General features: G+C 46.7%; 22 protein-coding genes. 14 read left to right on the top strand and 8 right to left on the bottom strand.

What is annotated here, in order from left to right; genetic code table 11:
- Nucleotides 1–28: 28 nt before the first annotated feature.
- On the top strand, nucleotides 29–349 hold the full coding sequence (locus tag ICV36_RS09975; protein WP_150114176.1) for an HU family DNA-binding protein: 321 nt from the start codon (nucleotides 29–31) through the stop codon (nucleotides 347–349).
- A gap of 90 nt (nucleotides 350–439) precedes the next feature.
- Here the strand turns inward: ICV36_RS09975 and rodA are convergent, their stop codons facing one another.
- The 5 genes from rodA to ICV36_RS09950 are packed head-to-tail and all read right to left on the bottom strand — an operon-like array spanning nucleotide 440 to nucleotide 6,013.
- Nucleotides 440–1,591, bottom strand: a complete 1,152-nt coding sequence (rodA, locus tag ICV36_RS09970; RefSeq protein WP_215400522.1) for a rod shape-determining protein RodA — start codon at nucleotides 1,589–1,591, stop codon at nucleotides 440–442.
- The gene (gene mrdA / locus ICV36_RS09965) at nucleotides 1,573–3,480 is read right to left on the bottom strand and encodes a penicillin-binding protein 2 (RefSeq protein WP_215400521.1); all 1,908 of its coding nucleotides are present in this window, start codon (nucleotides 3,478–3,480) and stop codon (nucleotides 1,573–1,575) included. The genes rodA and mrdA overlap by 19 nt, the downstream gene beginning before the upstream one ends.
- An 8-nt stretch (nucleotides 3,481–3,488) precedes the next feature.
- The gene (mreD, locus tag ICV36_RS09960) at nucleotides 3,489–4,013 is read right to left on the bottom strand and encodes a rod shape-determining protein MreD (protein ID WP_215400520.1); all 525 of its coding nucleotides are present in this window, start codon (nucleotides 4,011–4,013) and stop codon (nucleotides 3,489–3,491) included.
- Entirely contained in the window at nucleotides 4,010–4,945 is a 936-nt protein-coding gene (gene mreC / locus ICV36_RS09955; RefSeq protein WP_215400519.1) for a rod shape-determining protein MreC, read from the bottom strand. Before mreC ends, mreD begins: the two co-directional genes overlap by 4 nt.
- 24 nt (nucleotides 4,946–4,969) lie before the next feature.
- The gene (locus ICV36_RS09950) at nucleotides 4,970–6,013 is read right to left on the bottom strand and encodes a rod shape-determining protein (RefSeq protein WP_215400518.1); all 1,044 of its coding nucleotides are present in this window, start codon (nucleotides 6,011–6,013) and stop codon (nucleotides 4,970–4,972) included.
- 63 nt (nucleotides 6,014–6,076) lie between these two features.
- Here ICV36_RS09950 and gatC point away from each other — a divergent pair, with 63 nt between their 5' ends.
- The 12 genes from gatC to ICV36_RS09890 all read left to right on the top strand — a co-directional run bounded on the left by gatC (nucleotide 6,077) and on the right by ICV36_RS09890 (nucleotide 17,432).
- Nucleotides 6,077–6,370 carry an Asp-tRNA(Asn)/Glu-tRNA(Gln) amidotransferase subunit GatC gene (gatC, locus tag ICV36_RS09945; RefSeq protein WP_215400517.1) on the top strand — a complete coding sequence of 98 codons (294 nt, stop codon included), beginning with the start codon at nucleotides 6,077–6,079 and terminating at the stop codon, nucleotides 6,368–6,370.
- Nucleotides 6,367–7,884, top strand: a complete 1,518-nt coding sequence (gene gatA / locus ICV36_RS09940) for an Asp-tRNA(Asn)/Glu-tRNA(Gln) amidotransferase subunit GatA (RefSeq protein WP_215400516.1) — start codon at nucleotides 6,367–6,369, stop codon at nucleotides 7,882–7,884. Before gatC ends, gatA begins: the two co-directional genes overlap by 4 nt.
- Nucleotides 7,881–9,353 (top strand): Asp-tRNA(Asn)/Glu-tRNA(Gln) amidotransferase subunit GatB, encoded by a 1,473-nt coding sequence (gene gatB / locus ICV36_RS09935; protein WP_215400515.1) that lies wholly within the window; start codon nucleotides 7,881–7,883, stop codon nucleotides 9,351–9,353. The genes gatA and gatB overlap by 4 nt, the downstream gene beginning before the upstream one ends.
- Before the next feature lie 49 nt (nucleotides 9,354–9,402).
- Nucleotides 9,403–10,077: a DUF484 family protein gene (locus ICV36_RS09930; RefSeq protein ID WP_215400514.1), complete on the top strand. Its 675-nt coding sequence runs from the start codon at nucleotides 9,403–9,405 to the stop codon at nucleotides 10,075–10,077.
- The gene (locus ICV36_RS09925) at nucleotides 10,058–11,059 is read left to right on the top strand and encodes a tyrosine recombinase XerC (protein WP_215400513.1); all 1,002 of its coding nucleotides are present in this window, start codon (nucleotides 10,058–10,060) and stop codon (nucleotides 11,057–11,059) included. The genes ICV36_RS09930 and ICV36_RS09925 overlap by 20 nt, the downstream gene beginning before the upstream one ends.
- Nucleotides 11,060–11,128: 69 nt before the next feature.
- Complete coding sequence (locus ICV36_RS09920; protein WP_215400512.1) at nucleotides 11,129–12,190, top strand: GTP-binding protein; 1,062 nt, start codon at nucleotides 11,129–11,131, stop codon at nucleotides 12,188–12,190.
- A 231-nt stretch (nucleotides 12,191–12,421) separates the two neighbouring features.
- Nucleotides 12,422–12,799 (top strand): RNA polymerase-binding protein DksA, encoded by a 378-nt coding sequence (gene dksA, locus ICV36_RS09915; RefSeq protein ID WP_050747259.1) that lies wholly within the window; start codon nucleotides 12,422–12,424, stop codon nucleotides 12,797–12,799.
- A gap of 12 nt (nucleotides 12,800–12,811) precedes the next feature.
- The gene (gene argB / locus ICV36_RS09910) at nucleotides 12,812–13,714 is read left to right on the top strand and encodes an acetylglutamate kinase (protein ID WP_215400511.1); all 903 of its coding nucleotides are present in this window, start codon (nucleotides 12,812–12,814) and stop codon (nucleotides 13,712–13,714) included.
- A 10-nt stretch (nucleotides 13,715–13,724) separates the two neighbouring features.
- On the top strand, nucleotides 13,725–14,375 hold the full coding sequence (slmA, locus tag ICV36_RS09905; RefSeq protein ID WP_215400510.1) for a nucleoid occlusion factor SlmA: 651 nt from the start codon (nucleotides 13,725–13,727) through the stop codon (nucleotides 14,373–14,375).
- Complete coding sequence (locus ICV36_RS09900) at nucleotides 14,372–15,514, top strand: homoserine O-acetyltransferase (RefSeq protein WP_215400509.1); 1,143 nt, start codon at nucleotides 14,372–14,374, stop codon at nucleotides 15,512–15,514. The genes slmA and ICV36_RS09900 overlap by 4 nt, the downstream gene beginning before the upstream one ends.
- The gene (metW, locus tag ICV36_RS09895) at nucleotides 15,507–16,100 is read left to right on the top strand and encodes a methionine biosynthesis protein MetW (protein WP_215400508.1); all 594 of its coding nucleotides are present in this window, start codon (nucleotides 15,507–15,509) and stop codon (nucleotides 16,098–16,100) included. Before ICV36_RS09900 ends, metW begins: the two co-directional genes overlap by 8 nt.
- 15 nt (nucleotides 16,101–16,115) lie before the next feature.
- Nucleotides 16,116–17,432, top strand: a complete 1,317-nt coding sequence (locus ICV36_RS09890; RefSeq protein WP_305848870.1) for an MFS transporter — start codon at nucleotides 16,116–16,118, stop codon at nucleotides 17,430–17,432.
- A 39-nt stretch (nucleotides 17,433–17,471) separates the two neighbouring features.
- On the opposite strand, the gene ICV36_RS09885 is transcribed toward ICV36_RS09890, so the two are convergent.
- Nucleotides 17,472–18,254: an exodeoxyribonuclease III gene (locus ICV36_RS09885; RefSeq protein WP_215400507.1), complete on the bottom strand. Its 783-nt coding sequence runs from the start codon at nucleotides 18,252–18,254 to the stop codon at nucleotides 17,472–17,474.
- A gap of 8 nt (nucleotides 18,255–18,262) precedes the next feature.
- Here ICV36_RS09885 and pyrE point away from each other — a divergent pair, with 8 nt between their 5' ends.
- Complete coding sequence (gene pyrE / locus ICV36_RS09880; RefSeq protein WP_215400506.1) at nucleotides 18,263–18,931, top strand: orotate phosphoribosyltransferase; 669 nt, start codon at nucleotides 18,263–18,265, stop codon at nucleotides 18,929–18,931.
- Between the two features lie 12 nt (nucleotides 18,932–18,943).
- On the opposite strand, the gene dapF is transcribed toward pyrE, so the two are convergent.
- Both dapF and ICV36_RS09870 read right to left on the bottom strand, forming a co-directional pair.
- Nucleotides 18,944–19,798, bottom strand: coding sequence for a diaminopimelate epimerase (gene dapF / locus ICV36_RS09875; RefSeq protein ID WP_215401633.1), 855 nt, complete (start codon nucleotides 19,796–19,798; stop codon nucleotides 18,944–18,946).
- 59 nt (nucleotides 19,799–19,857) lie between these two features.
- Nucleotides 19,858–20,757: a lipid A biosynthesis acyltransferase gene (locus tag ICV36_RS09870; protein WP_215400505.1), complete on the bottom strand. Its 900-nt coding sequence runs from the start codon at nucleotides 20,755–20,757 to the stop codon at nucleotides 19,858–19,860.
- Nucleotides 20,758–20,772 lie beyond the last annotated feature (15 nt).

The following is a 20,772-nucleotide window of genomic DNA, read 5'->3' as shown; positions in this document are numbered from 1 at the left end:
TTTTTGTGGTTAAAATCATGTAAGCGTAATGTGCGCTGACATCAATATCTATAAGGAGCTTCACTTGAACAAAGCCGAACTAATCGCAGCGATTGCTGACGACGCTGAGATTTCTAAAGCCAAAGCTGAATTCGCATTGAATTCAGCTATCGAGACAATCATCAAAGCTGTTACTAAAGGTGACTCAGTACAACTGATCGGCTTTGGTACTTTCGCTTCTGGCAAACGTGCTGCACGTATGGGCCGTAACCCAAAAACTGGCGAGCCACTCAAAATCGCTGCCGCAAAAACTGTTAAGTTTTCTGCTGGTAAAGCATTTAAAGATTCAGTTAACAAGCGTAAGAAGTAATTCTTCCTTTGTTGATAAAAAAGCCCGGCATGCCGGGCTTTTTTATTTCCTCAATAATCTCAGCAAACAAAACTACCACATCTTTTTTAATTAGCTTTGTACTAATCGGCGATGACGATGAATGCTCATCAGTATGCCCGCCCCAAATCCTAGAGTTACAAGGGCAGTACCTCCATAACTAATAAATGGCAGCGGGACCCCAACTACTGGCAATAAGCCGCTTACCATGCCGATATTTACGAATGCATAGGTAAAGAAAATTAAAGTTACTGCTGCACCCAGTAATCGCGTGAATAAATTTGGCGCGCTTGCAGAGATGGCCAGACCTCTTTTAATCAATGCGAAGAAAAGTGCTAGTAATACTAAGTTACCCAATAGACCAAACTCTTCTGAAAAAACGGCAAACACAAAGTCGGTATGTTTTTCTGGAATGAATTCCAGGTGTGCTTGAGTTCCTTGGAACCAGCCTTTGCCAAAGAAGCCACCAGAGCCAATGGCAATCATTGATTGAATCGTGTGAAACCCTTTTCCCAACGGGTCGCTAGTGGGATCAAGCAAAGTGCAGATGCGATGTTTTTGGTAGTCATGAACAAATGGCCAAACCACATCATGAGCACAAATAGTTCCGCCAAAAACAATGATTAATAAAATGCCAATAACACCCAGCCCTACAAATGGAAGGATCCACTTCCAGGGTAGCCCCGCCAAAATAATGACATACATCCCTGCGGCAAAAACAAGTAGCGCAGTGCCCAAGTCTGGTTGGCGAGCAATTAAAAAAACGGGAATCGCTAAGATGATTGCGGCAACGCCGTAGTCCCAGGATTTTTGGATACCCTCACGTTTTTGAAAGTACCAAGCAAGCATCAGCGGCATCGCAATTTTCATAATCTCGGATGGCTGAATCACTATGCCAGCATTAAGCCAACGACGCGCACCTTTTTTAATTAATCCAAATGCGGCTACTGCAATTAAAAGAGCAACACCAAGCCCATAAATCCAAACGGCACTCATCTCCAGCCACTTTGGTGGAATACGAGAGACAAGCCACATCATTACAAACGACAGTACGAGATTGCGAAACTCATCCGCAATTTGTACGGGCGTATTTTGACTAGCAGATAAAAAAGTAAAAAAGCCAACGGCCGCCAAGCCAAGCAGAATAAGGCCTAGCTGGCGGTCTAAGCCAGCAAAGATGCCAAAGAAAAGGCCTTTTACTTTAATTAAGGGGCTCTTTTCCATTCTGGAATCTCCTTAGGCCACTTGCCCTCTATGTAAAAGTCTAATGCTTTGCGTGCAATCGGAGCAGCATACTGCGCACCAAAGCCCGCATTCTCTACGACCATTGCAATCACAATGGTTGGCTTCTCCACTGGCGCAAAAGCAATATACAAAGCATGGTCACGTAAAAATTCTGCAGTGGCACCATGTTTGTATTCTTTGGAATTCAAGCTAAATACTTGTGCGGTTCCAGTCTTGCCGCCAACTTGATATCCAGTTCCTTTAAATGCGGCGGCAGATGTACCTGAATTGTTTACCTCAAGCATTGCCTTCTTGATGACTTCAATATTGTCCGCATTGAGATCGATGCGATAACTTTCTTTTGGAGTGGTGAGCACTCTATTGCGCGTAAATGGGTCTTCAATTGCTTTAACCAGGTGGGGCTTCATGACGATGCCATTGTTAGCTACGTTTGCCATTGCATGTGCTAATTGCAGGATGGTAAATGCGTTATAACCTTGACCAATGCCTAATGAAATCGTTTCACCTTCGTACCACTTTTGCTGCTCAGGCTTTTTGAAAGTATTTTTCTTCCACTCTGTTGATGGAAGAACGCCTCTAGCTTCGCCTTGTAAATCAATGCCAGTAATTTGACCAAAGCCAAGAGGCTTCATGAAATCGGCAATCATGTTGACGCCCATATCACGCGCTAACATGTAGTAGTAAGTGTCACAAGATTCAACAATGGACTTTTGCATATCAACAATGCCATGACCACCTTTTTTATCATCGCGGAAGGTGTGGTTACCAAAGTCAAAGTAACCTGGATCGGAAATAGTTTGTGATGGTGTGCGCTTTTTATTTTCTAAAGCAGCAAGCGCCATAAAAGGTTTGTAAGTTGAACCTGGTGGATAGATGCCTTTGAGTGGGCGGTTGTAAAGCGGTTTTTGCGGAGAGTCGTTGAGCTCTTTCCAGGTAACTGAATCAATACCCTCAACAAAATCATTTGGGTTGAAGTTGGGCTTAGAAACAAACGCCAAGACATCGCCTGTCTCGGGATCAATTGCTACAAATGCACCACGGAAATTGCCATACAGTTGTTCTACCAAGTATTGCAACTTGATATCCACTGATAGAACAACATTTTTGCCGGGCACAGATGGTGAGCTAGAAAGAGTGCGCACAGGTTTGCCGCCCGCAGTAATTTCTACTTGATCATATCCAGGAACGCCACGCAAAACAGTTTCATAACTTTGCTCTAAACCAATCTTGCCAACATACTGAATGCCTGGCAAAAATGAGGCCTGTAAAGCATCGGGATCATCCGCTTTAGCACCCTCAATTTCTGCCTGCATGCGCTCTTTGTCTTTCTGAGAAACGCGGCCAATATAACCAATCAGATGGGATGCTAATTCGTTGTATGGGTACTCTCGAAAGTTTCTAGCGCGAATCTCGACTCCAGGAAAACGGTAGCGATTGGCCATAAAGCGGGCTGTTTCGGTCTCATTGAGCATGGAGCGCAGCGGAAAAGTGCCCATATTTCGGGAATCTTCTAGTGAGCGCTTGAAATTACGACGATCTCGAGGGGAAATATCAATAATTTCAGAAAGATCGTTGATGAGTTGGTCTACATTCCCCTTTACCTCTTCAGCATTGACGTCTAGGGTGAGGGCAGAATAATTTCGACCAATGACGATGCCATTGCGATCAATTAAAAGACCCCTATTTGCTGGAGCGGGAACTAGTGCAAAGCGATTACTTTCTGCGAGTAAGGCGTATTTGCCATGACTAACCAGTTGCAACCATACCAGTCGGGTAATCAGAAGAAAAAAACAAAACGTGACAAAAAGAGTCGCAATATGAATGCGCTCTTGGAATGAATCGAGATCCGGCTTTTTAAAAGAAACCATCTTGCTTCTTATAGTGGTCGATTATGGTCAACATCTATAGGACGGCGCTGCGGCGCAAGCAGAACGCGAGTAGCTAAAGGCCAGAGTATGGCTTCAATCAAGGCCTGTATTGCGCCTGTTAGGGCCCACCAATAGAGCTCGCCACTCAGTAGCCAATGGGCCAGCACGGGGAATAGTGACACCAATAAGAAAATAGGCAGAAGATGTAATGCTTGTAAAAGCACCGTGAGGGCCACAATACGTCGATGCCAAGAGATGGCTACATAAGCAACTAGTGAATAGCTAAATGCGTGTAAGCCCAACAAATCTGAGTTGTGTACATCCATCATCAATCCAAAGATGAATGCGGTAATCACATTGACGTAGCGATGTTGATGAATATTCCAAAACACAATGCACAGAATGAGCCAATCTGGTACCCAACCATAATTGCCAATCGGCAATAAATTTAATAGCAGCGCACAAAACAAGCTGAAGTAAATAAATGCCGGATTTACCGGGCGCAAAATATAGCCGCTCTGGAAATCGATCATTGCATTCCTCGCGCGCGAGTTTGGCGTCTGCCTGGCGTATTAGTTAAAGGCGCGCCAGAAGCAGATTTGTTGTTAATGGTTGGCGCTTTCGCATCAAACTTGGGGTCATACAAAAGCGCAAGCGCTTGGCGATAGCGATTGACTGCGGCTACTGGGACGCAGAATACGTTTGAAGAGTTCTTGTCGACGTTACGCTCGATTTTGCTAATGACGGCAACCGCAAAGCCTGGGGGGTAAACGCCATCAATCCCGGAGGTCAGCAAAATATCGCCCACCTCTAGGTCGCTAGCTACCGGTAAATAGCGCAGCTCCAAGGGGTTGCCGCGCCCAGCCCCGAAAACGGCGGCACGTAAGCCGTTGCGAGCCACCTGTACTGGGACTGCAAAATCACGGTCCTCCAGCAAGGAAACCTCAGCCGAGCGCTCATAAAGGCGAACTACCTGCCCCAAGATGCCAGAGTCATTGGCAATTGGGTTGCCAAGCTTGAGTCCGTCATCGCTGCCGCGATTAATCACGATGCGCTGAGAGATGGGATTGGGTGGATTAAACAGAATTTCAACTGGCAATGTTTTAAATGGCACTTGCTTTTGCAAGGCCATGAGCTCGCGCAAGTTTTGGTTTTCCACCATCAGAAATTCAGATTGGTTTGCTAGCAATGAAAGCTCAGCTTGACGCACTTTCATTACTTGGTTTTCTTGATCAAGAGTTGCTCTTGTCGTGAAGTATTCTGAGGTTGCCTCAAATGCATTACGTGGCGCTATCATGGCGTATTCAAGTGGACGCAAAATCCAATTGACGTTGTTGCGGATGGGATCGAGTGCTTTGAAACGAAAATCGATCAGCATCAGAGCGATGCTGATCGACAGACAGACAATCAGTTTAAGTAAGGCCGGAATGCCCTGTCTGAAAAGTGGTGGAGCGCTATGTTGCAATTCCCTGATCGACGTGTATGTCGCTTACTCGTGCGAGAACACTCCGCCTAACTTATCCATGCGCTCGAGTGCGATCCCGCAACCACGAGCCACGCAAGTTAAAGGATCTTCAGCAACATGAATTGGCAAGCCAGTTTCTTCCAATAAAAGACGGTCTAGGTCGCGCAATAAGGCGCCACCACCCGTTAGCATCATGCCCCGCTCGGCAATGTCAGACGCCAACTCAGGTGGAATCTGCTCGAGAGCCGCTTTAACTGCAGTCACGATTTGATTCAGTGGGTCTGTTAATGCCTCAAGAATTTCATTGCTAGTAACAGTGAAACTCCGTGGAATACCTTCGGAAAGATTGCGACCTTTTACTTCCATCTCGCGCACTTCAGCGCCAGGGAAAGCGGAACCAATTGTCTTCTTAATCAACTCAGCAGTTTGTTCGCCAATCAACATGCCGTAATTGCGACGGATGTAATTTGTAATAGCTTCATCAAACTTGTCGCCGCCAACACGAACGGAGCCTTTGTAAACCATACCGCCCAATGACATCATGCCAACTTCAGTTGTGCCACCACCGATGTCGACAACCATTGAACCAGCTGCTTCGGAAACTGGCAAGCCAGAACCAATTGCGGCAGCCATCGGTTCTTCAATTAAAAATACTTGTGATGCACCAGCACCTAAGGCAGACTCACGAATCGCACGACGTTCAACTTGAGTAGATCCACAAGGAACGCAAATGATGATGCGTGGGCTTGGCTTTAATAGTTTACTTTCGTGCACAAGCTTAATAAATTGCTTGAGCATTTGTTCGGTAATCGTGAAGTCGGCAATCACACCATCTTTCATTGGGCGAATTGCCTCAATATTTCCCGGAACTCGTCCTAACATCGCTTTTGCTTCTTTGCCGACGGCCAAAATGGTCTTTTTGCCGTTTGGACCGCCTTCTTGTCGAATTGCCACAACAGAGGGTTCATCAAGGACAATACCCCGCTCACGCATATAAATTAAGGTGTTTGCGGTTCCTAGGTCGATGGCTAGGTCATTGGAAAAGTAGTTGCGGAAAAAACCAAACATGATGTAGTGGGAAAATAGAAAGTGTTAATAAAAAAATATATAGGAATGATACTCTAGCGACCTATGAAACTTGATGATGTCCAGCGCATTGCGCACCTTTCTAGGCTTGAGTTAAATCAGGCAGAAGCTGAGGCAGTTTTGCCTCAATTGCAGGCCATTTTTTCCTTGGTTGAGGAGATGCAGGCTGTCGACACAACGGGCCTTGAGCCTTTAGCTCACCCTATCCTCTTTTTGCGTGATTTGACCCAACCAATGAGAGTTGACCAAGTTACCGAGTCGGACCATCGCGCTGAAAACATGCAGTCAGCCCCTGCGCAGCAGGATGGCTATTTCCTAGTTCCGAGGGTGATCGAATGAGTTGGCATAACACCTCTATCGCCTTAATGGCAAAAGCGCTTGCCGCAAAAGAGGTCTCCAGTGCTGAGCTGACCCAGTACTTTTTGGACCGTATTGAGGCTGGAAAACAGTGGAATGCCTATCTTGATGTGAATGCTCACTTAAGCTTAGAGCAAGCAAATAAAGCAGATCAGCTAATTTCATCAGGAAAGTTCGGAAAGTTAACGGGTATCCCCATTGCCCACAAGGATGTCTTTGTAACGCGGGGCTGGAAGTCGACTGCGGCATCCAAAATATTGTCTGAATATCAAAGTCCTTTTGATGCCACAGTAGTTGCTAATCTGGGAATTCCAGATGAACACAATCCCCATGGTGCTGGAATGGTTTGTTTGGGTAAAACCAATATGGATGAGTTCGCCATGGGCTCCTCTAATGAAAACTCTGCTTTTGGACCGGTTTTAAATCCTTGGAATGTCGCTCACGTAGCAGGTGGGTCATCCGGCGGTTCAGCTGCAGCGGTAGCAGCTGGCTTGGCGCCGATTGCTACCGGAACGGATACCGGCGGCTCCATACGTCAGCCAGCAGCATTTTGTGGATTAACTGGCATTAAGCCTAGTTATGGGCGCGTTTCCCGTTACGGCATGATTGCCTACGCCTCTTCACTCGATCAAGCGGGGCCCATGGGTAAGACGGCTGAAGATTGCTCGCTTCTCTTGTCGGCGATGTCTTCACATGATCCGCGTGACTCCACTTCTTTGGCTGATTCAGGAGAGGACTATGGTCGTTACCTGAATCAAGCTTGGAAAGAAGGCAACACAAATCCTGCAAAACCATTGGAAGGTTTGCGTGTTGGCTTACCAAAAGAATTCTTTGCCGAAGGTTTAGCAAGTGATGTTGCTAAATCCGTTAATGAAGCTGCCAAGCTTTTAGAGAGCTTGGGTGCGACATTAGTTGAAGTGAGTTTGCCTAAAACCAAGTTATCTATTCCGGTGTATTACGTATTAGCGCCAGCAGAAGCATCTAGTAATTTGAGTCGCTTTGATGGTGTGCGTTACGGATACCGCGCCAATGAATATCGTGATCTTAATGATATGTATGCGAAATCACGCACCGAAGGTTTTGGTGCAGAAGTGAAGCGCCGCATCATGATTGGCACCTACGTTCTATGTCATGGCTATTACGATGCCTACTATCTGCAAGCGCAAAAGATACGTCGTATTATTGCTGCGGATTTTCAGGCGGCGTTTAAGCAGTGCGATGTCATCTTAGGCCCTGTAGCCCCTGATGTGGCCTGGCGTTTGGGTGAGAAGTCAAAAGATCCAGTGCAAATGTATTTAGAGGATATTTACACCCTGTCTACTAACTTAGCAGGCTTGCCAGCTATGAGCGTTCCTTGTGGATTTAATGCAAGCAATCTACCTATTGGTATGCAGCTTATCGGTAATTACTTTTCGGAAGCGCGCTTGTTGCAAGTGGCTCATCAATATCAGCAAGCCAGTGATTGGCATTTGCGCCCAGCAAGTGAGGTGGCATGATGCAATGGGAAGTCGTTATTGGTCTAGAGACCCACGCACAATTACAAACGCAGTCTAAGATTTTTAGTGGCGCAAGCACACGTTTTGGTGCGCAGCCAAATACTCAAGCATGTGCAGTCGATCTGGCTTTACCTGGAGTATTGCCAGTATTGAATCGTCAAGCAGTAGAGCATGCCATTCGTTTTGGTTTGGCGGTGAATGCAAAGATTTCTCCAGCAAGTATTTTTGCGCGCAAGAATTACTTCTATCCTGATTTGCCAAAGGGCTATCAAATTAGCCAGATGGAGATCCCGGTAGTAGTCGGCGGTCAAGTAGAAATCCTAGTTGGCGATGAGGTGAAGGTGGTTGAACTCACTCGCGCCCATATGGAAGAGGATGCTGGTAAATCAGTTCACGAAGAAGGCTTCATTGGTCCCCATGGCGAACCGTCTAGTGGCATAGACTTAAACCGCGCCGGCACACCACTCCTCGAGATTGTGACCGAGCCAGTCATGCGTAGTGCGGCCGAAGCGGTAGCCTATGCCAAGGCCTTACATAGCCTGGTGGTTTGGTTGGGGGTTTGTGACGGCAATATGCAAGAAGGCTCTTTCCGCTGTGATGCAAACGTATCCGTTCGCCCCAAAGGCCAGGTTGAATTTGGTACTCGTTGCGAAATCAAAAACTTGAATTCTTTCCGCTTTCTGGAAGAGGCCATTCAGTATGAAGTGCGCCGCCAAATTGAATTGATCGAAGACGGGGGCACTGTCGTTCAAGAAACCCGCTTATACGATCCTGATCGCGGTGAAACACGCAGCATGCGCAGCAAAGAAGATGCGAACGACTACCGCTACTTCCCCGATCCTGACTTGTTGCCAGTGGTAATAGACGATGCATGGATTGCGGATGTGCGCAGCAAGATGCCGGCACTGCCTGCACAATTGCGTGAGCAATGGCAAAGCGAATTTGGTTTGAGCGCATACGATGCGCAGTTGCTCACTCAAGATCGTGATACTGCAAAAGTATTTGAAGAGTTGTTGGCCATTGTTGGCAAGCCTTTGGCTAAAGCAGCCGCTAATTTAATTGCTGGTGAGTTTGCTTCATCCTTAAACCGTGCAGGTATTGCAACGGCAGATGCACCACTACAGGCTGGGCATTTGGCGCCCTTGTTGACTCGCGTCGCAGACGGCACCATCTCCAATAAGATTGCCAAGGATATCTTTGCGATTCTGTGGGAAGAAGCTATTGCAGGCAAGGCCATCAGCACGGTTGATCAAGTCATTGATGCCAAAGGCTTGAAACAAATTAGTGATAGCGGTGCTATTGAAGCCATCATCGATCAAGTATTGGCCGCCAACCAGAAGTCTGCTGAAGAGTTTCGCTCTGGTAAAGAGAAGGCTTTTAATGCCCTAGTCGGTCAGATCATGAAGGCCTCACAAGGCAAGGCTAATCCTGGCCAGGTGAATGAGCTCTTGCGTAAAAAACTTGGCTAACTAAGTCTATAAAACAAGTAAATAAAAAAGTCATTAGAGAAAGAAATTCATGAGTGCAATCGATCCAAAACAAGCTGAGCAAGAAGAATTGGTTGCCGAGTGGTTACGGGTAACCCCAGGTTTTTTCGAGCGCTATGCCGATCTCTTAAATGAGATTCGTATTAAGCACCCACATGAAGATCGCGCGATCTCTTTGCAAGAGCGTCAGATGACGGTGTTGCGTACACAAAATCAAGAACTCAATCGTCGCTTAAGTGAGATGTTGCACTTTGGTAGTCGTAACGATAAAACCCAACAAAGTTTAGTTGCTTGGTTATTGCGCCTGATGAAGGCAAATAATAAGTCTGATGTAGAGGCGGCAATTACCTCTGGTCTTGCTGAAGTGTTTGAAGTGGAGTCTGCGCAATTGCTTGCTCCTAATTCTGCTTTTGGCCCTTGGGTGGATACACCCCTATGTGGCTCAGCAAAAGAGTTGGCTGCCGCTAGCGTGGCACTATTAGCTAGCCAAACAACCATCGATCCAGAATGGCAAAGTATGGTGGCTATTGGCCTGCCTTTGGGTAAGAGTATTGGCTCCACTCAATCGCCGGCGGTGTTATTGCTAGCAAGTAGAGATGAGTCACGTTTTACTGCTGATATGGGCGCTTTCTATTTGCGTCAGATCGCCGAACTCACTGCTGCAGCTTTGGATCGTATCCAGGCTTATGAAATTAAAGGCGACTGAACTTCATCCCCTCATGCAAGAGTATTTGCATGAGTTGCATGTGTTGCGTCAACTCTCGCCGCATACACTCAAAGCATATGGCATGGATCTCAGCGACCTCCAAAATTTTGCACTTGAAGACTCCATTGAATTATTAAAAGTCAGCAATGGTCATGTACGTCGTTGGGCCGGACGCTTGCATTCCAAAGGCAAATCTGCGAGAAGTATTGCAAGGGCGCTGTCAGCATGGCGCGGTTGGTATGACTGGCTTACTGAGAAAGATGCGAGGCGTGATGCGCGTGCAGGCAAGGTCACCAGCAATCTGATTGCCAATCCGGTGGATGATGTGAAGGCGCCCAAGCGATTGAAGTCCTTGCCTAAGGCGCTATCCGTTGAGCAAGCGCTGGCCCTCGTAAATCAAGCCGTCAAAGAAGCTGAAGAAAAGAAAGATTTGGAGTCGATCCGCGATGCGGCGATTATTGATTTACTGTATTCCTCAGGCTTGCGTCTATCGGAGCTTCTCGGCATTGATGTGATGCAAAGCAAAGATCGCCAGCATGAATCTGCTGGCTGGTTAGATTGGGATGCTGCCGAGGTAACGGTTTTAGGTAAGGGCGGTAAACGACGTTCAGTACCGGTTGGTGTACCAGCGATGAAGTCGCTTACTGCATGGCGAGAGCTGCGTGATGCTGGTAGCTATGCCGAAGAATCAATGGCCCTGTTTTTATCAACCACAGGCAAGCGACTATCGCCACGCACTGTGCAAGCAAGATTACGCACTTTAGCGATGCGTGCTGGTTTACCAACCCATGTGCACCCCCATATGATGCGGCACAGTTTTGCAAGTCATGTACTGCAATCCTCGCAAGATTTACGTGCAGTACAGGAGATGTTGGGGCATGCCAGCATCGCTAGTACCCAGATTTATACGTCCTTAGATTTTCAGCACCTAGCTCAGGCATACGATAAAGCGCATCCGCGCGCAAAGGCTGGCAAAGACTAAGGAACTCGGTAAGATAGAAGGTTTCCCACTTTGGGAATTGTTAGCTTTTAGATTTTGATTGGATCATCCATGGCATTAATTCCGGTAACGATTTTGACAGGCTTCTTGGGAAGCGGAAAAACTACTTTGCTTAAACACATTCTCACTGAGGAGCATGGTAAAAAAATTGCGGTGATCGAGAATGAATTCGGCGAAGAAAACATTGATAACGATATCTTGGTGCAAGACAACCAAGAGAACATTGTGCAAATGAGTAATGGCTGCATTTGCTGCACCATTCGCGGCGATCTTGTTGAAGCGCTCAATGCATTATGGGAACAGCGCAAAGATAAAAAGATTAGTTTTGATCGTGTGGTAATTGAAACCACGGGCGTAGCTAATCCTGGCCCTGTAGCCCAGACATTCTTTATGGATGATGATGTTGCAGACCATTATGTTTTGGATGCCGTGGTTACTCTAGTAGATGCCAAACATGGTCAGCAGCAACTCAACGAGCACGAAGAAGCGCAGCGTCAGGTTGGCTTTGCAGATCAAATCTTTATTACCAAAACAGATTTGGTCGGCTCTGCTGAGGTGGATGCCTTGCGCAATCGCTTAATGCATATGAACCCAAGGGCGCCTATTGCTGGCATTTCTAAAGGCGTGGTGTCTTTAAATGCAGTCTTGGATCTGAAGGGCTTCAATCTCAATGCCAAGTTGGATATTGATCCGCACTTCTTGGAGCAGGATGACCACGATCATGCCAATTGCGGTCATGACCACAGCCATGATCATGATCACAGCACGTGTGGCCACGATCATAGTCATGATCACCACCATGGTCACGCAGGCCATACAGATCGTATCCAATCCTTCGTTTTTCGTAGTGATAAACCCTTTGATCACAAAAAGTTGGAGGACTTCCTTGGGGGCATTTTGGAGGTCTTTGGCGAGAAGATGCTGCGCTATAAAGGCGTCCTCTATGTTAAGGGAAGCCCTCGTAAAGTGGTGTTTCAGGGCGTTCATCAGATGATGGGCAGCGATTTAGCTGGTCCATGGGGTGCAGAACCCAAGCAAACCCGCATGGTCTTTATAGGCATCGATTTACCTAAGGACACCCTATTGGCTGGGCTTGAGGGATGTTTGGCTTAGGGAGATTCGGGTACAATCCGCCGCCACGGTCGATATTATGAATATTGAGAAATATTGATTCGAGGGTAATAAAAGTTTGGCAGAATGAGGCAATAATGCTTCAAATCAGGAAAGAATGAGATGACGGTAAAAACAGCAACAAAACCAGCAACTGCTGCAAAAGCAGGAAGCAAGGCTGCGAGCACTAAAGTTGCAAAAGGTGCTCCACTCACTGAGGCAGAACTTCTCAAGATGTCCGACAAGGACTACATGAATGCTGCGCAGTTGGATTTTTTCCGTCAAAAACTGCTTACTCTTAAAGATGACATTTTGAAGAATGCATCCGAGACAACGGAGCATCTGCGTGAAAACATTTTGGTTCCCGATCCTGCTGATCGTGCAACCATCGAAGAAGAGCATGCATTGGAATTACGCACACGCGACCGCGAGCGTAAGCTGCTCAAAAAAGTAGAGCAAGCATTAGCGCGTATTGAGTCTGGTGACTATGGTTGGTGCGAAGAAACAGGCGAGCCAATCGGCCTGAACCGTTTAATTGCAAGGCCTACAGCCAATTTATCTCTTGAAGCTCAAGAGCGTCGCGAACTCCGCCAAAAATTATTTGGCGAATAAATCAGACTTGTAATGACTAAGCATTTGCCAACTCTAAGTGATATCTCACCTTTATTAAAGGCAGAGATTCTTGCCGAAGCGCTACCTTATATTCGCGCTTATCACGGCAAGACTATTGTGATTAAGTATGGTGGAAACGCCATGGTCGAAGAGCGCCTCAAAGAAAGTTTTGCGCGCGACGTGATTTTGTTGAAATTGGTCGGTATGAATCCAGTGGTGGTTCATGGTGGTGGACCACAAATCGATGAAGCCCTCAAGAAAATTGGCAAGACCGGAACCTTTATTCAGGGTATGCGCGTAACCGACGAAGAAACCATGGAAGTTGTGGAGTGGGTTCTCGGTGGCGAAGTACAGCAAGATATTGTGATGTTGATTAACCACTTTGGTGGCCAGGCGGTTGGCTTAACCGGTAAAGATGGCGGCTTGATCCACGCTAAGAAAATGATGATTCCTAGCGACTCAGAGCCAGGAAAAAAAGTAGACATCGGTTTTGTTGGTGAAATTGAAGCTATTAACCCTGCGGTCGTTAAAGCCTTGCAAGATGATGCGTTTATTCCGGTGATCTCTCCAATCGGCTTTAGCGCTGAGGGTCAGGCATACAACATTAATGCAGACTTAGTCGCCGGCAAGATGGCCGAAATTCTCCACGCAGAGAAATTGGTCATGATGACCAATATTCCTGGTGTGATGGATAAGGACGGCAAGCTGTTGACAGACTTAACTGCGCGAGAAATTGATGCACTTTTTGCGGATGGCACTATTTCTGGCGGTATGTTGCCTAAGATTTCTTCTGCACTAGATGCTGCTAAGAGCGGCGTGAATTCAGTGCACATCATCGATGGCCGTATTGAACATTCTTTATTGTTAGAAATTCTGACCGAGCAAGCGTTCGGGACGATGATCCGTTCTAGATAAGTAAATCAGCATGCGCGAACCTACAGAGCCAGCAGATATTAACGACAGCAATGCTGACGCTGGTAAAGCTCGCAAGCGTCCTCGTCCTGGCGAGCGTCGCTTGCAGATTCTGCAAGTGCTTGCGGAGATGTTGCAAAACCCCAAGGGTGAACGCGTTACCACTGCGGCTTTAGCAGCTAAGATCGAGGTCTCAGAAGCAGCCCTGTACCGTCATTTTGCAAGTAAAGCGCAGATGTTTGAAGGCCTCATTTCTTTTATTGAGCAAACGGTTTTTGGATTGATTAATCAAATCAATCAAAAAGAAGAGTCTGGCCTCGCTCAGGCGCGCGGCATTTTGCAAATGCTTTTATTCTTTGCTGAAAAAAATCCTGGTATGACCCGTGTTTTATTGGGCGATGCTTTGTTACAAGAAGATGATCGTTTACAAGAGCGCATTACTCAGGTGCTAGATCGTGTCGAGGCATCTCTTAAGCAGGCTCTGCGTATTGCTCAAACTCAAGGTGGTAACTGGGCAAATCTGGGTCAAGAAGAAGTCAGCATCCGAGCTGCCATGTTGATGAGTTTTGTTTTGGGCCGTTGGCATCGCTTTGCCCGTAGCGGATTTAAGAAGTTGCCGACAGAAGCCTCCGATGTTAGTTTGCGTCTTCTCTTGTCAGAATGAGCGAGCTACACCTTTCTAGAAACACCATTCATTTTGCCGAGCCCCTGCCTTTGCAGAGTGGCGCCATGTTGTCTGGTTATGACTTAGTCATTGAAACCTACGGCAAACTCAACGCTGATAAAAGTAATGCCGTATTGGTTTGTCATGCGCTGAATGCCTCTCATCATGTAGCGGGCCCAAGCCCTGAAGATCCAGAAGATATTGGTTGGTGGGACAACATGATTGGCCCAGGTAAGCCAGTAGACACTAATCACTTCTTTGTAATTGGCGTAAATAATTTGGGTTCCTGCTTTGGTTCGACTGGGCCCATGAGCATTAACCCGGAAACTGGCAAGCCTTATGGCGCAGACTTTCCTGTCGTTACTGTTGAGGATTGGGTAAATACGCAGGCTCGCTTGGCCGATAAGCTGGGTATACGGAAGTTCGCTGCGGTGATGGGCGGTAGTTTAGGTGGTATGCAGGCTTTGGCTTGGGCTATCCAATTTCCGAAGCGCATAGACCATTGCGTAGTGATTGCATCTACACCAAAGCTTAGCGCGCAAAATATTGCATTTAATGAAGTGGCGCGCAATGCTATTTTGTCGGACCCAGATTTTCATGGTGGCAACTATTATGAGCACGGCGTAGTGCCCAAGCGTGGTTTGCGGTTGGCCCGTATGGTTGGCCACATCACGTATTTATCTGACGACGATATGGCAGAAAAATTTGGGCGTGAGTTGCAGCGCCCCAATGGTGAGTCCAACGACTATCGCTTCAGCTTTGATGTTGAGTTTGAGGTTGAGAGCTATTTGCGTCATCAGGGCGATAAGTTTTCAACTTATTTTGATGCCAATACCTATTTGCTTATTACACGAGCCTTGGATTATTTTGATCCTGCTCGTCGCTGCGATGGCAGTTTAAATCGCGCCCTTGCAGAGGTTCAAGCCAAGTTTTTAGTAGTGAGCTTTTCAACGGATTGGCGTTTTCCACCCAATCGCAGTCGCGAAATTGTTCAGTCTTTGTTGAGTAATAAGAGTGAAGTTACTTATGCGGAGATTGATGCGCCACACGGTCACGATGCATTCTTGCTGGACGATGCGCGTTATCACAATTTGGTTAGGGCCTACTTTATGCAAATGCGTGAGGCCAAGCATGACTAATTTTAATAAGCGCGCTGATTTTGCCGCTATAGCCAATTGGATTGCACCTAATACCCAAGTGTTAGATCTTGGCTGTGGTGATGGTAGCTTCCTAGAATTTTTGCAAAAGCAAAAACCAGTTCATACCTATGGTGTTGAGATTGATGATGCACGCGTACTGTCTTGTGTGCAAAAAGGTTTAAATGTCATTCAGCAAGATTTAGAAGGAGGATTGGCTCTTTTTGAAGACAACAGTTTTGATACGGTTGTGCTATCGCAAACATTGCAAACCATTCATCAGACTGAGAAAATTTTGCGTGAAGTAGTGCGCGTAGGCAAAGAGTCTGTTATCTCTTTCCCAAATTTTGGCCACTGGTCGCATCGCCTTGCTGTTGGTTTGGGTCGCATGCCAGTTTCTAAAAGCCTGCCTTATCAGTGGTACAACACTCCAAACGTCCGTGTTCTAACGGTTGCTGACTTCGAAAAGTTGGCTTCAAGCTTGGGCCTCAAGGTGCTCGATCAATGTATCTTGCATGAAGGTCGCCGGGTTACCTTATTGCCAAATCTTTTTGGCAGTCTTGCCTTATTCCGTATCCGTCGCGCCTAGGGTATAAAAACAAAGGTGTTAACTGCAGTCCAATCTTGGATAAAAGACTTTCGGGTTTATCTCGAGTGGCCTTGTTTGCGCATGTTGTTCTTGGGTTTCTCTGCAGGACTGCCTTTGTTGCTTATCTTGGGCACGCTCAGTTTTTGGTTGCGTGAAGCTGGAATAGACCGCAGTACGATTGGTTACTTAACCTGGGTCGGATTAATTTATGCTTTTAAGTGGATGTGGGCGCCGCTGGTAGATCGTGTGCAAATCCCGCTACTAACAAAATTATTTGGCCGCCGCCGTAGTTGGTTGCTCTTTGCCCAAGCACTCATTATTTTGGGTCTAGTCGGCATGTCGACATTGGATCCTAAGCTTGCACTCAATTCGATTGTTTGGTGTGCGCTTTTGGTAGCTTTTGGATCAGCCACTCAAGACATTGCTTTGGATGCATTTCGAATTGAGTCAGCCACTAGCGATCATCAAGCAGCGTTAGCAGCAACCTATCAAACTGGTTATCGACTCGCTCTCATTTGGGCTGGTGCTGGGGTTCTATGGCTTGCTGCTCGTGCTGAAACGGGTAGTGGTTACGATGCCGGCGCATGGCAATTTGCCTATCTTTGTATGGCAGCTTCTATTGGCGTTGGTGTAATGACAACCCTATTAAGCAAAGAGCCCGTGAAGTATGAGTTAGCAAAGGTGCGGACTGCCAAAGCATGGCTCTATCAAACCTTGGTTGAGCCTTTTGCAGAATTTATTACGCGCTATCGTTGGCATGCAGTTCTGATTTTGTCTTTGATAGCCGTCTACCGCATTAGCGATGTGGTGATGGGCATTATGGCCAACCCATTTTATGTAGACATGGGCTACACCAAGGATGAGGTTGCTGCTGTAAGTAAAGTGTTTGGTGTAGTGATGACTTTGGTCGGCGCTTTTGTTGGTGGTGTACTCACACTCCGCTTTGGCGTTCTCCGAATTCTTTTTGTGGGCGCAGTTCTCTCGGCTGTCAGTAACTTATTGTTTGCGTGGCTAGCAACCCAAGGCCATGATTTACATGGTTTGATTTGGGTGATTTCTGCTGATAACTTAAGTTCGGGTATTGCTAGCGCCGCCTTCATTGCTTTCTTGTCATCGCTGACCAACATTCGCTACTCAGCCACTCAGTACGCTTTGTTTAGTTCGATGATGCTGCTCTTGCCCAAATGGTTGGCAGGGTTCTCGGGCGTGTTTGTCGATCACTTTGGGTATCAAGCATTCTTTTATGGCACTGCCATCATTGGCGCCCCAGTCTTAATCTTGATTTGGGTAACAATGCATTTCAAGATTGTGCAGATCCAAAAAGAAGAGTAGCAAGCAAGAAAAGAGGAGTAATACACCCCGACTTATTGCTTAAAGCTTCCAGTCATAGTCCACGGTGAGTGGCGCATGATCTGAAAATTTTTCATCTTTATAGACAGTCGTCTTCTTAGCGGTGGCGGCAATGCCAGGGGTGGTGATGTGATAGTCAATGCGCCACCCAACATTCTTTGCATAGGCTTGGCCTCGATTACTCCACCAGGTGTAGCAAGTTTCGGTTGCTTCTGGTTCAAGTTGTCGATACACATCCACATAGCCTACTTTGTTAAAAAGATTGCTTAGCCATGCGCGCTCTTCAGGCAAGAAACCAGAATTTTTAAGATTGCCCTTCCAGTTTTTCAGATCAATTTCTTGGTGGGCAATATTGACGTCTCCGCACAGGACGATTTCCCGACCTGATTTTTTAAGGGAAATAAGATGGGGTAGAAAGCTGTCTAGGTAGCGGTATTTGGCCTCTTGGCGCTCATCAGAGCTAGAGCCTGATGGCATGTAAACGGAAATGACTGATAAGCCTTTAAAGCGGGCCTCAACGTAGCGCCCCTCAGCATCGAACTCGTCGTTGCCATAGCCGTACAAGACCTCATCGGGTTTATGGGGGGTATAGATGCCGCAGCCACTATAGCCCTTCTTTTCGGCGTGATGGAAAAAGCCATGCATACCGTCTGGATTAAGGATGGCATCTTCTAGGTCATCGCGCTGAGCCTTGAGCTCTTGCATACATATGAAGTCAGCTTTTTGCTTTACAGCCCATGGCAAAAAGCCTTTTTTGACTGCAGAACGTATACCGTTGAGGTTAGCGGAAATGATGCGTAACATGTAGGCCTATGAGCTCAAATAATTCAAATCAAGATAACTTTATTCGTTTTGCCTTGGAGGCAAAGGTTTTGTCCTTCGGGGAGTTTAAAACTAAAGCGGGAAGACTCTCTCCTTATTTCTTTAATGCCGGTGAATTTAATGATGGTGCTCGCTTGAGTGCCTTGGGCCGTTATTACGCCAAAGCCCTGCAAGAATCCAATCTTCAATTCGATATGCTTTATGGGCCTGCTTACAAAGGAATCACACTTGCGGCGGCAACTGCCATTGCCTTGGCTGACAGCGGTATCAATGTGCCCTATGTGTACAACCGCAAAGAGGCAAAAGATCATGGTGAGGGCGGAGTTCTGGTTGGCGCTCCTGTTAAGGGGCGAGTCGTGATTATTGACGATGTGATTTCAGCTGGAACCTCTGTAAGAGAGTCTGTAGATCTCATTCGTAAAGCAGGGGCAGAGCCTGCTGCAGTATTGATTGCTTTAGATCGTATGGAGCGCTCTGGCAATGCGGTAGATATTGGCGATAAGTCTGCTGTGCAAGCAGTAGAGCAAGAGTTTGGATTGCCCGTGATTTCGATTGCTAACCTGGCTGGCTTGATGTCATTCTTGACCGCATCAAGTGACACTCAATTAACCAATTATTTACCCGCAGTAAAAGCTTATCGCGAGAAGTACGGCATCTAAGAGCGCTCTCTCTTAGATTTCGGTTTCACCTTCAAAAACAGTCACTGCTGGACCAGTCATGATGACGGGTTGAGCAACGCCATCAACGGTTCCAGCCCAGGTAATTTGTAGGTCTCCACCACGAGTATGTACTTTTACTGGCGAATCTAATAGACCCCTGCGGATGCCAGAAACAACGGCTGCACAAGCACCGGTGCCGCAGGCTAAGGTTTCCCCTGCGCCACGCTCAAACACGCGTAATTTAATTTCATTGCGGTTGATGACTTGCAGGTAACCCGCATTTACTTTATTTGGGAAAGCCGCAAACTGTTCAATTTCAGGCCCCTCTTCTAAAACAGGCGCACTATCAACATCACCAACCACTTGCACTGCATGTGGATTGCCCATCGATAGAACGCCAACCAAAGTATCGTGTGTAGCAGGGTGATTTAAGGGTAGTGCATACAGTGTTTCTTGAAACTCTTGAACACTTGCCAGCCCATTTGCGTTAAAGGGAATGTGGCTGTGTTCAAAAATAGGCGCACCCATGTCCACCTCTACTTGCCCATCTGGGTGGGACTTGAGGGTGAGAACAGTGTGCGCCACTTCTACGCGTAAAGGGTTCTTGCTGGAAAGACCTTGATCCAATACAAAACGTACAAAGCAACGAGAGCCATTGCCGCATTGCTCCACTTCGCCACCGTCAGCATTAAAAATGCGATATCGAAAGTCAGCATCTGGGCGCGTTGCCTTTTCAACTAGCAGAATTTGATCTGCACCAATACCAAATTGACGATGAGCTAAGGCTTGCCATTGCTCGCGTGTAATACCGCTGAGATCTTGCTCAATTCCGTTGAGCACAATGAAATCATTCCCAGCACCATGCATTTTGGTGAAGCGCAACTTGCGTATTGAATTGCTGGTATTGATGCTCAAAATATTTCCATTTAATCGTAAAGGCTGGGTTCGCCTGCGGGTCTGTGTTTAAAGCGTTTATGTACCCAATAGTACTCTGCTGGTCTTTCGCGAACAAGCTCTTCGATATATTGATTTAAGCGAGCAGTATCCTTTTCAACATCATCGCTAGGAAAGTTTGGCAATGGCTCGCTGATATTGCAGGTGTATCCCTTGCGGTCTTTATTCAAGGTGGTGGTCATAAGACATACCTCTGCGCCACTGAGCCTTGCTAGGCGGGATACGGAAGTAATGGTGTTGGTTTGGATGCCAAAGAAGGGCACAAAAACTGAATCACGGGGTCCTAAGTCAATATCGGGCGCAATAAAAATAAAGTTACCTGTTTGAATTTCGCGAATGAGATCTCGCAAGCGACTTTGCCTTTCAATGGATTTTCCACCAAAACGATTGCGCCACTCAATCATCTTTTGATTGAAGAAAGGATTCTTCATATTTTGATATAGACCAGCACCACGTGGCCAGTCATGTTGATTGGCCAAAACTGACAGCGCCATGAAGCCACCCTCAAGCCCAACAAAGTGAGGATTAATCAGAAGGCGGGGCTTGCGATCTCCGAGGGTGATAGCGGATTTGATGGTGACAATGTCTGTAATTTGTTTGCCGCTGCCTAACCAGATTCGACTTCTCTCTAGTACGCTACGACCAAATAATTTCCAATGTTCAATTGCCAGATCGTCAATTTCTTTTTTGGAGAGATTGGGAAAGCACAGGCGTAAATTGGTTTTTACTACATGGGTGCGACCATTTGGAATATGGGCTGCAAGCCAGCCTAGGCCATAACCTACATAGACCGTAATGGTGTATGGTAAAAAGGCAAAGAGCCGCAGAAGACTCAGCGCTAAGAAATTGAAGAGGTTTTGTAACCAGGTCATTTCAAAAATGATAAC

Source organism: Polynucleobacter sp. MWH-UH35A, assembly GCF_018687075.1.
In the GTDB taxonomy this organism is placed as follows: Bacteria; Pseudomonadota; Gammaproteobacteria; order Burkholderiales; family Burkholderiaceae; genus Polynucleobacter.
This window is presented reverse-complemented; position numbering and strand designations above follow the sequence as displayed.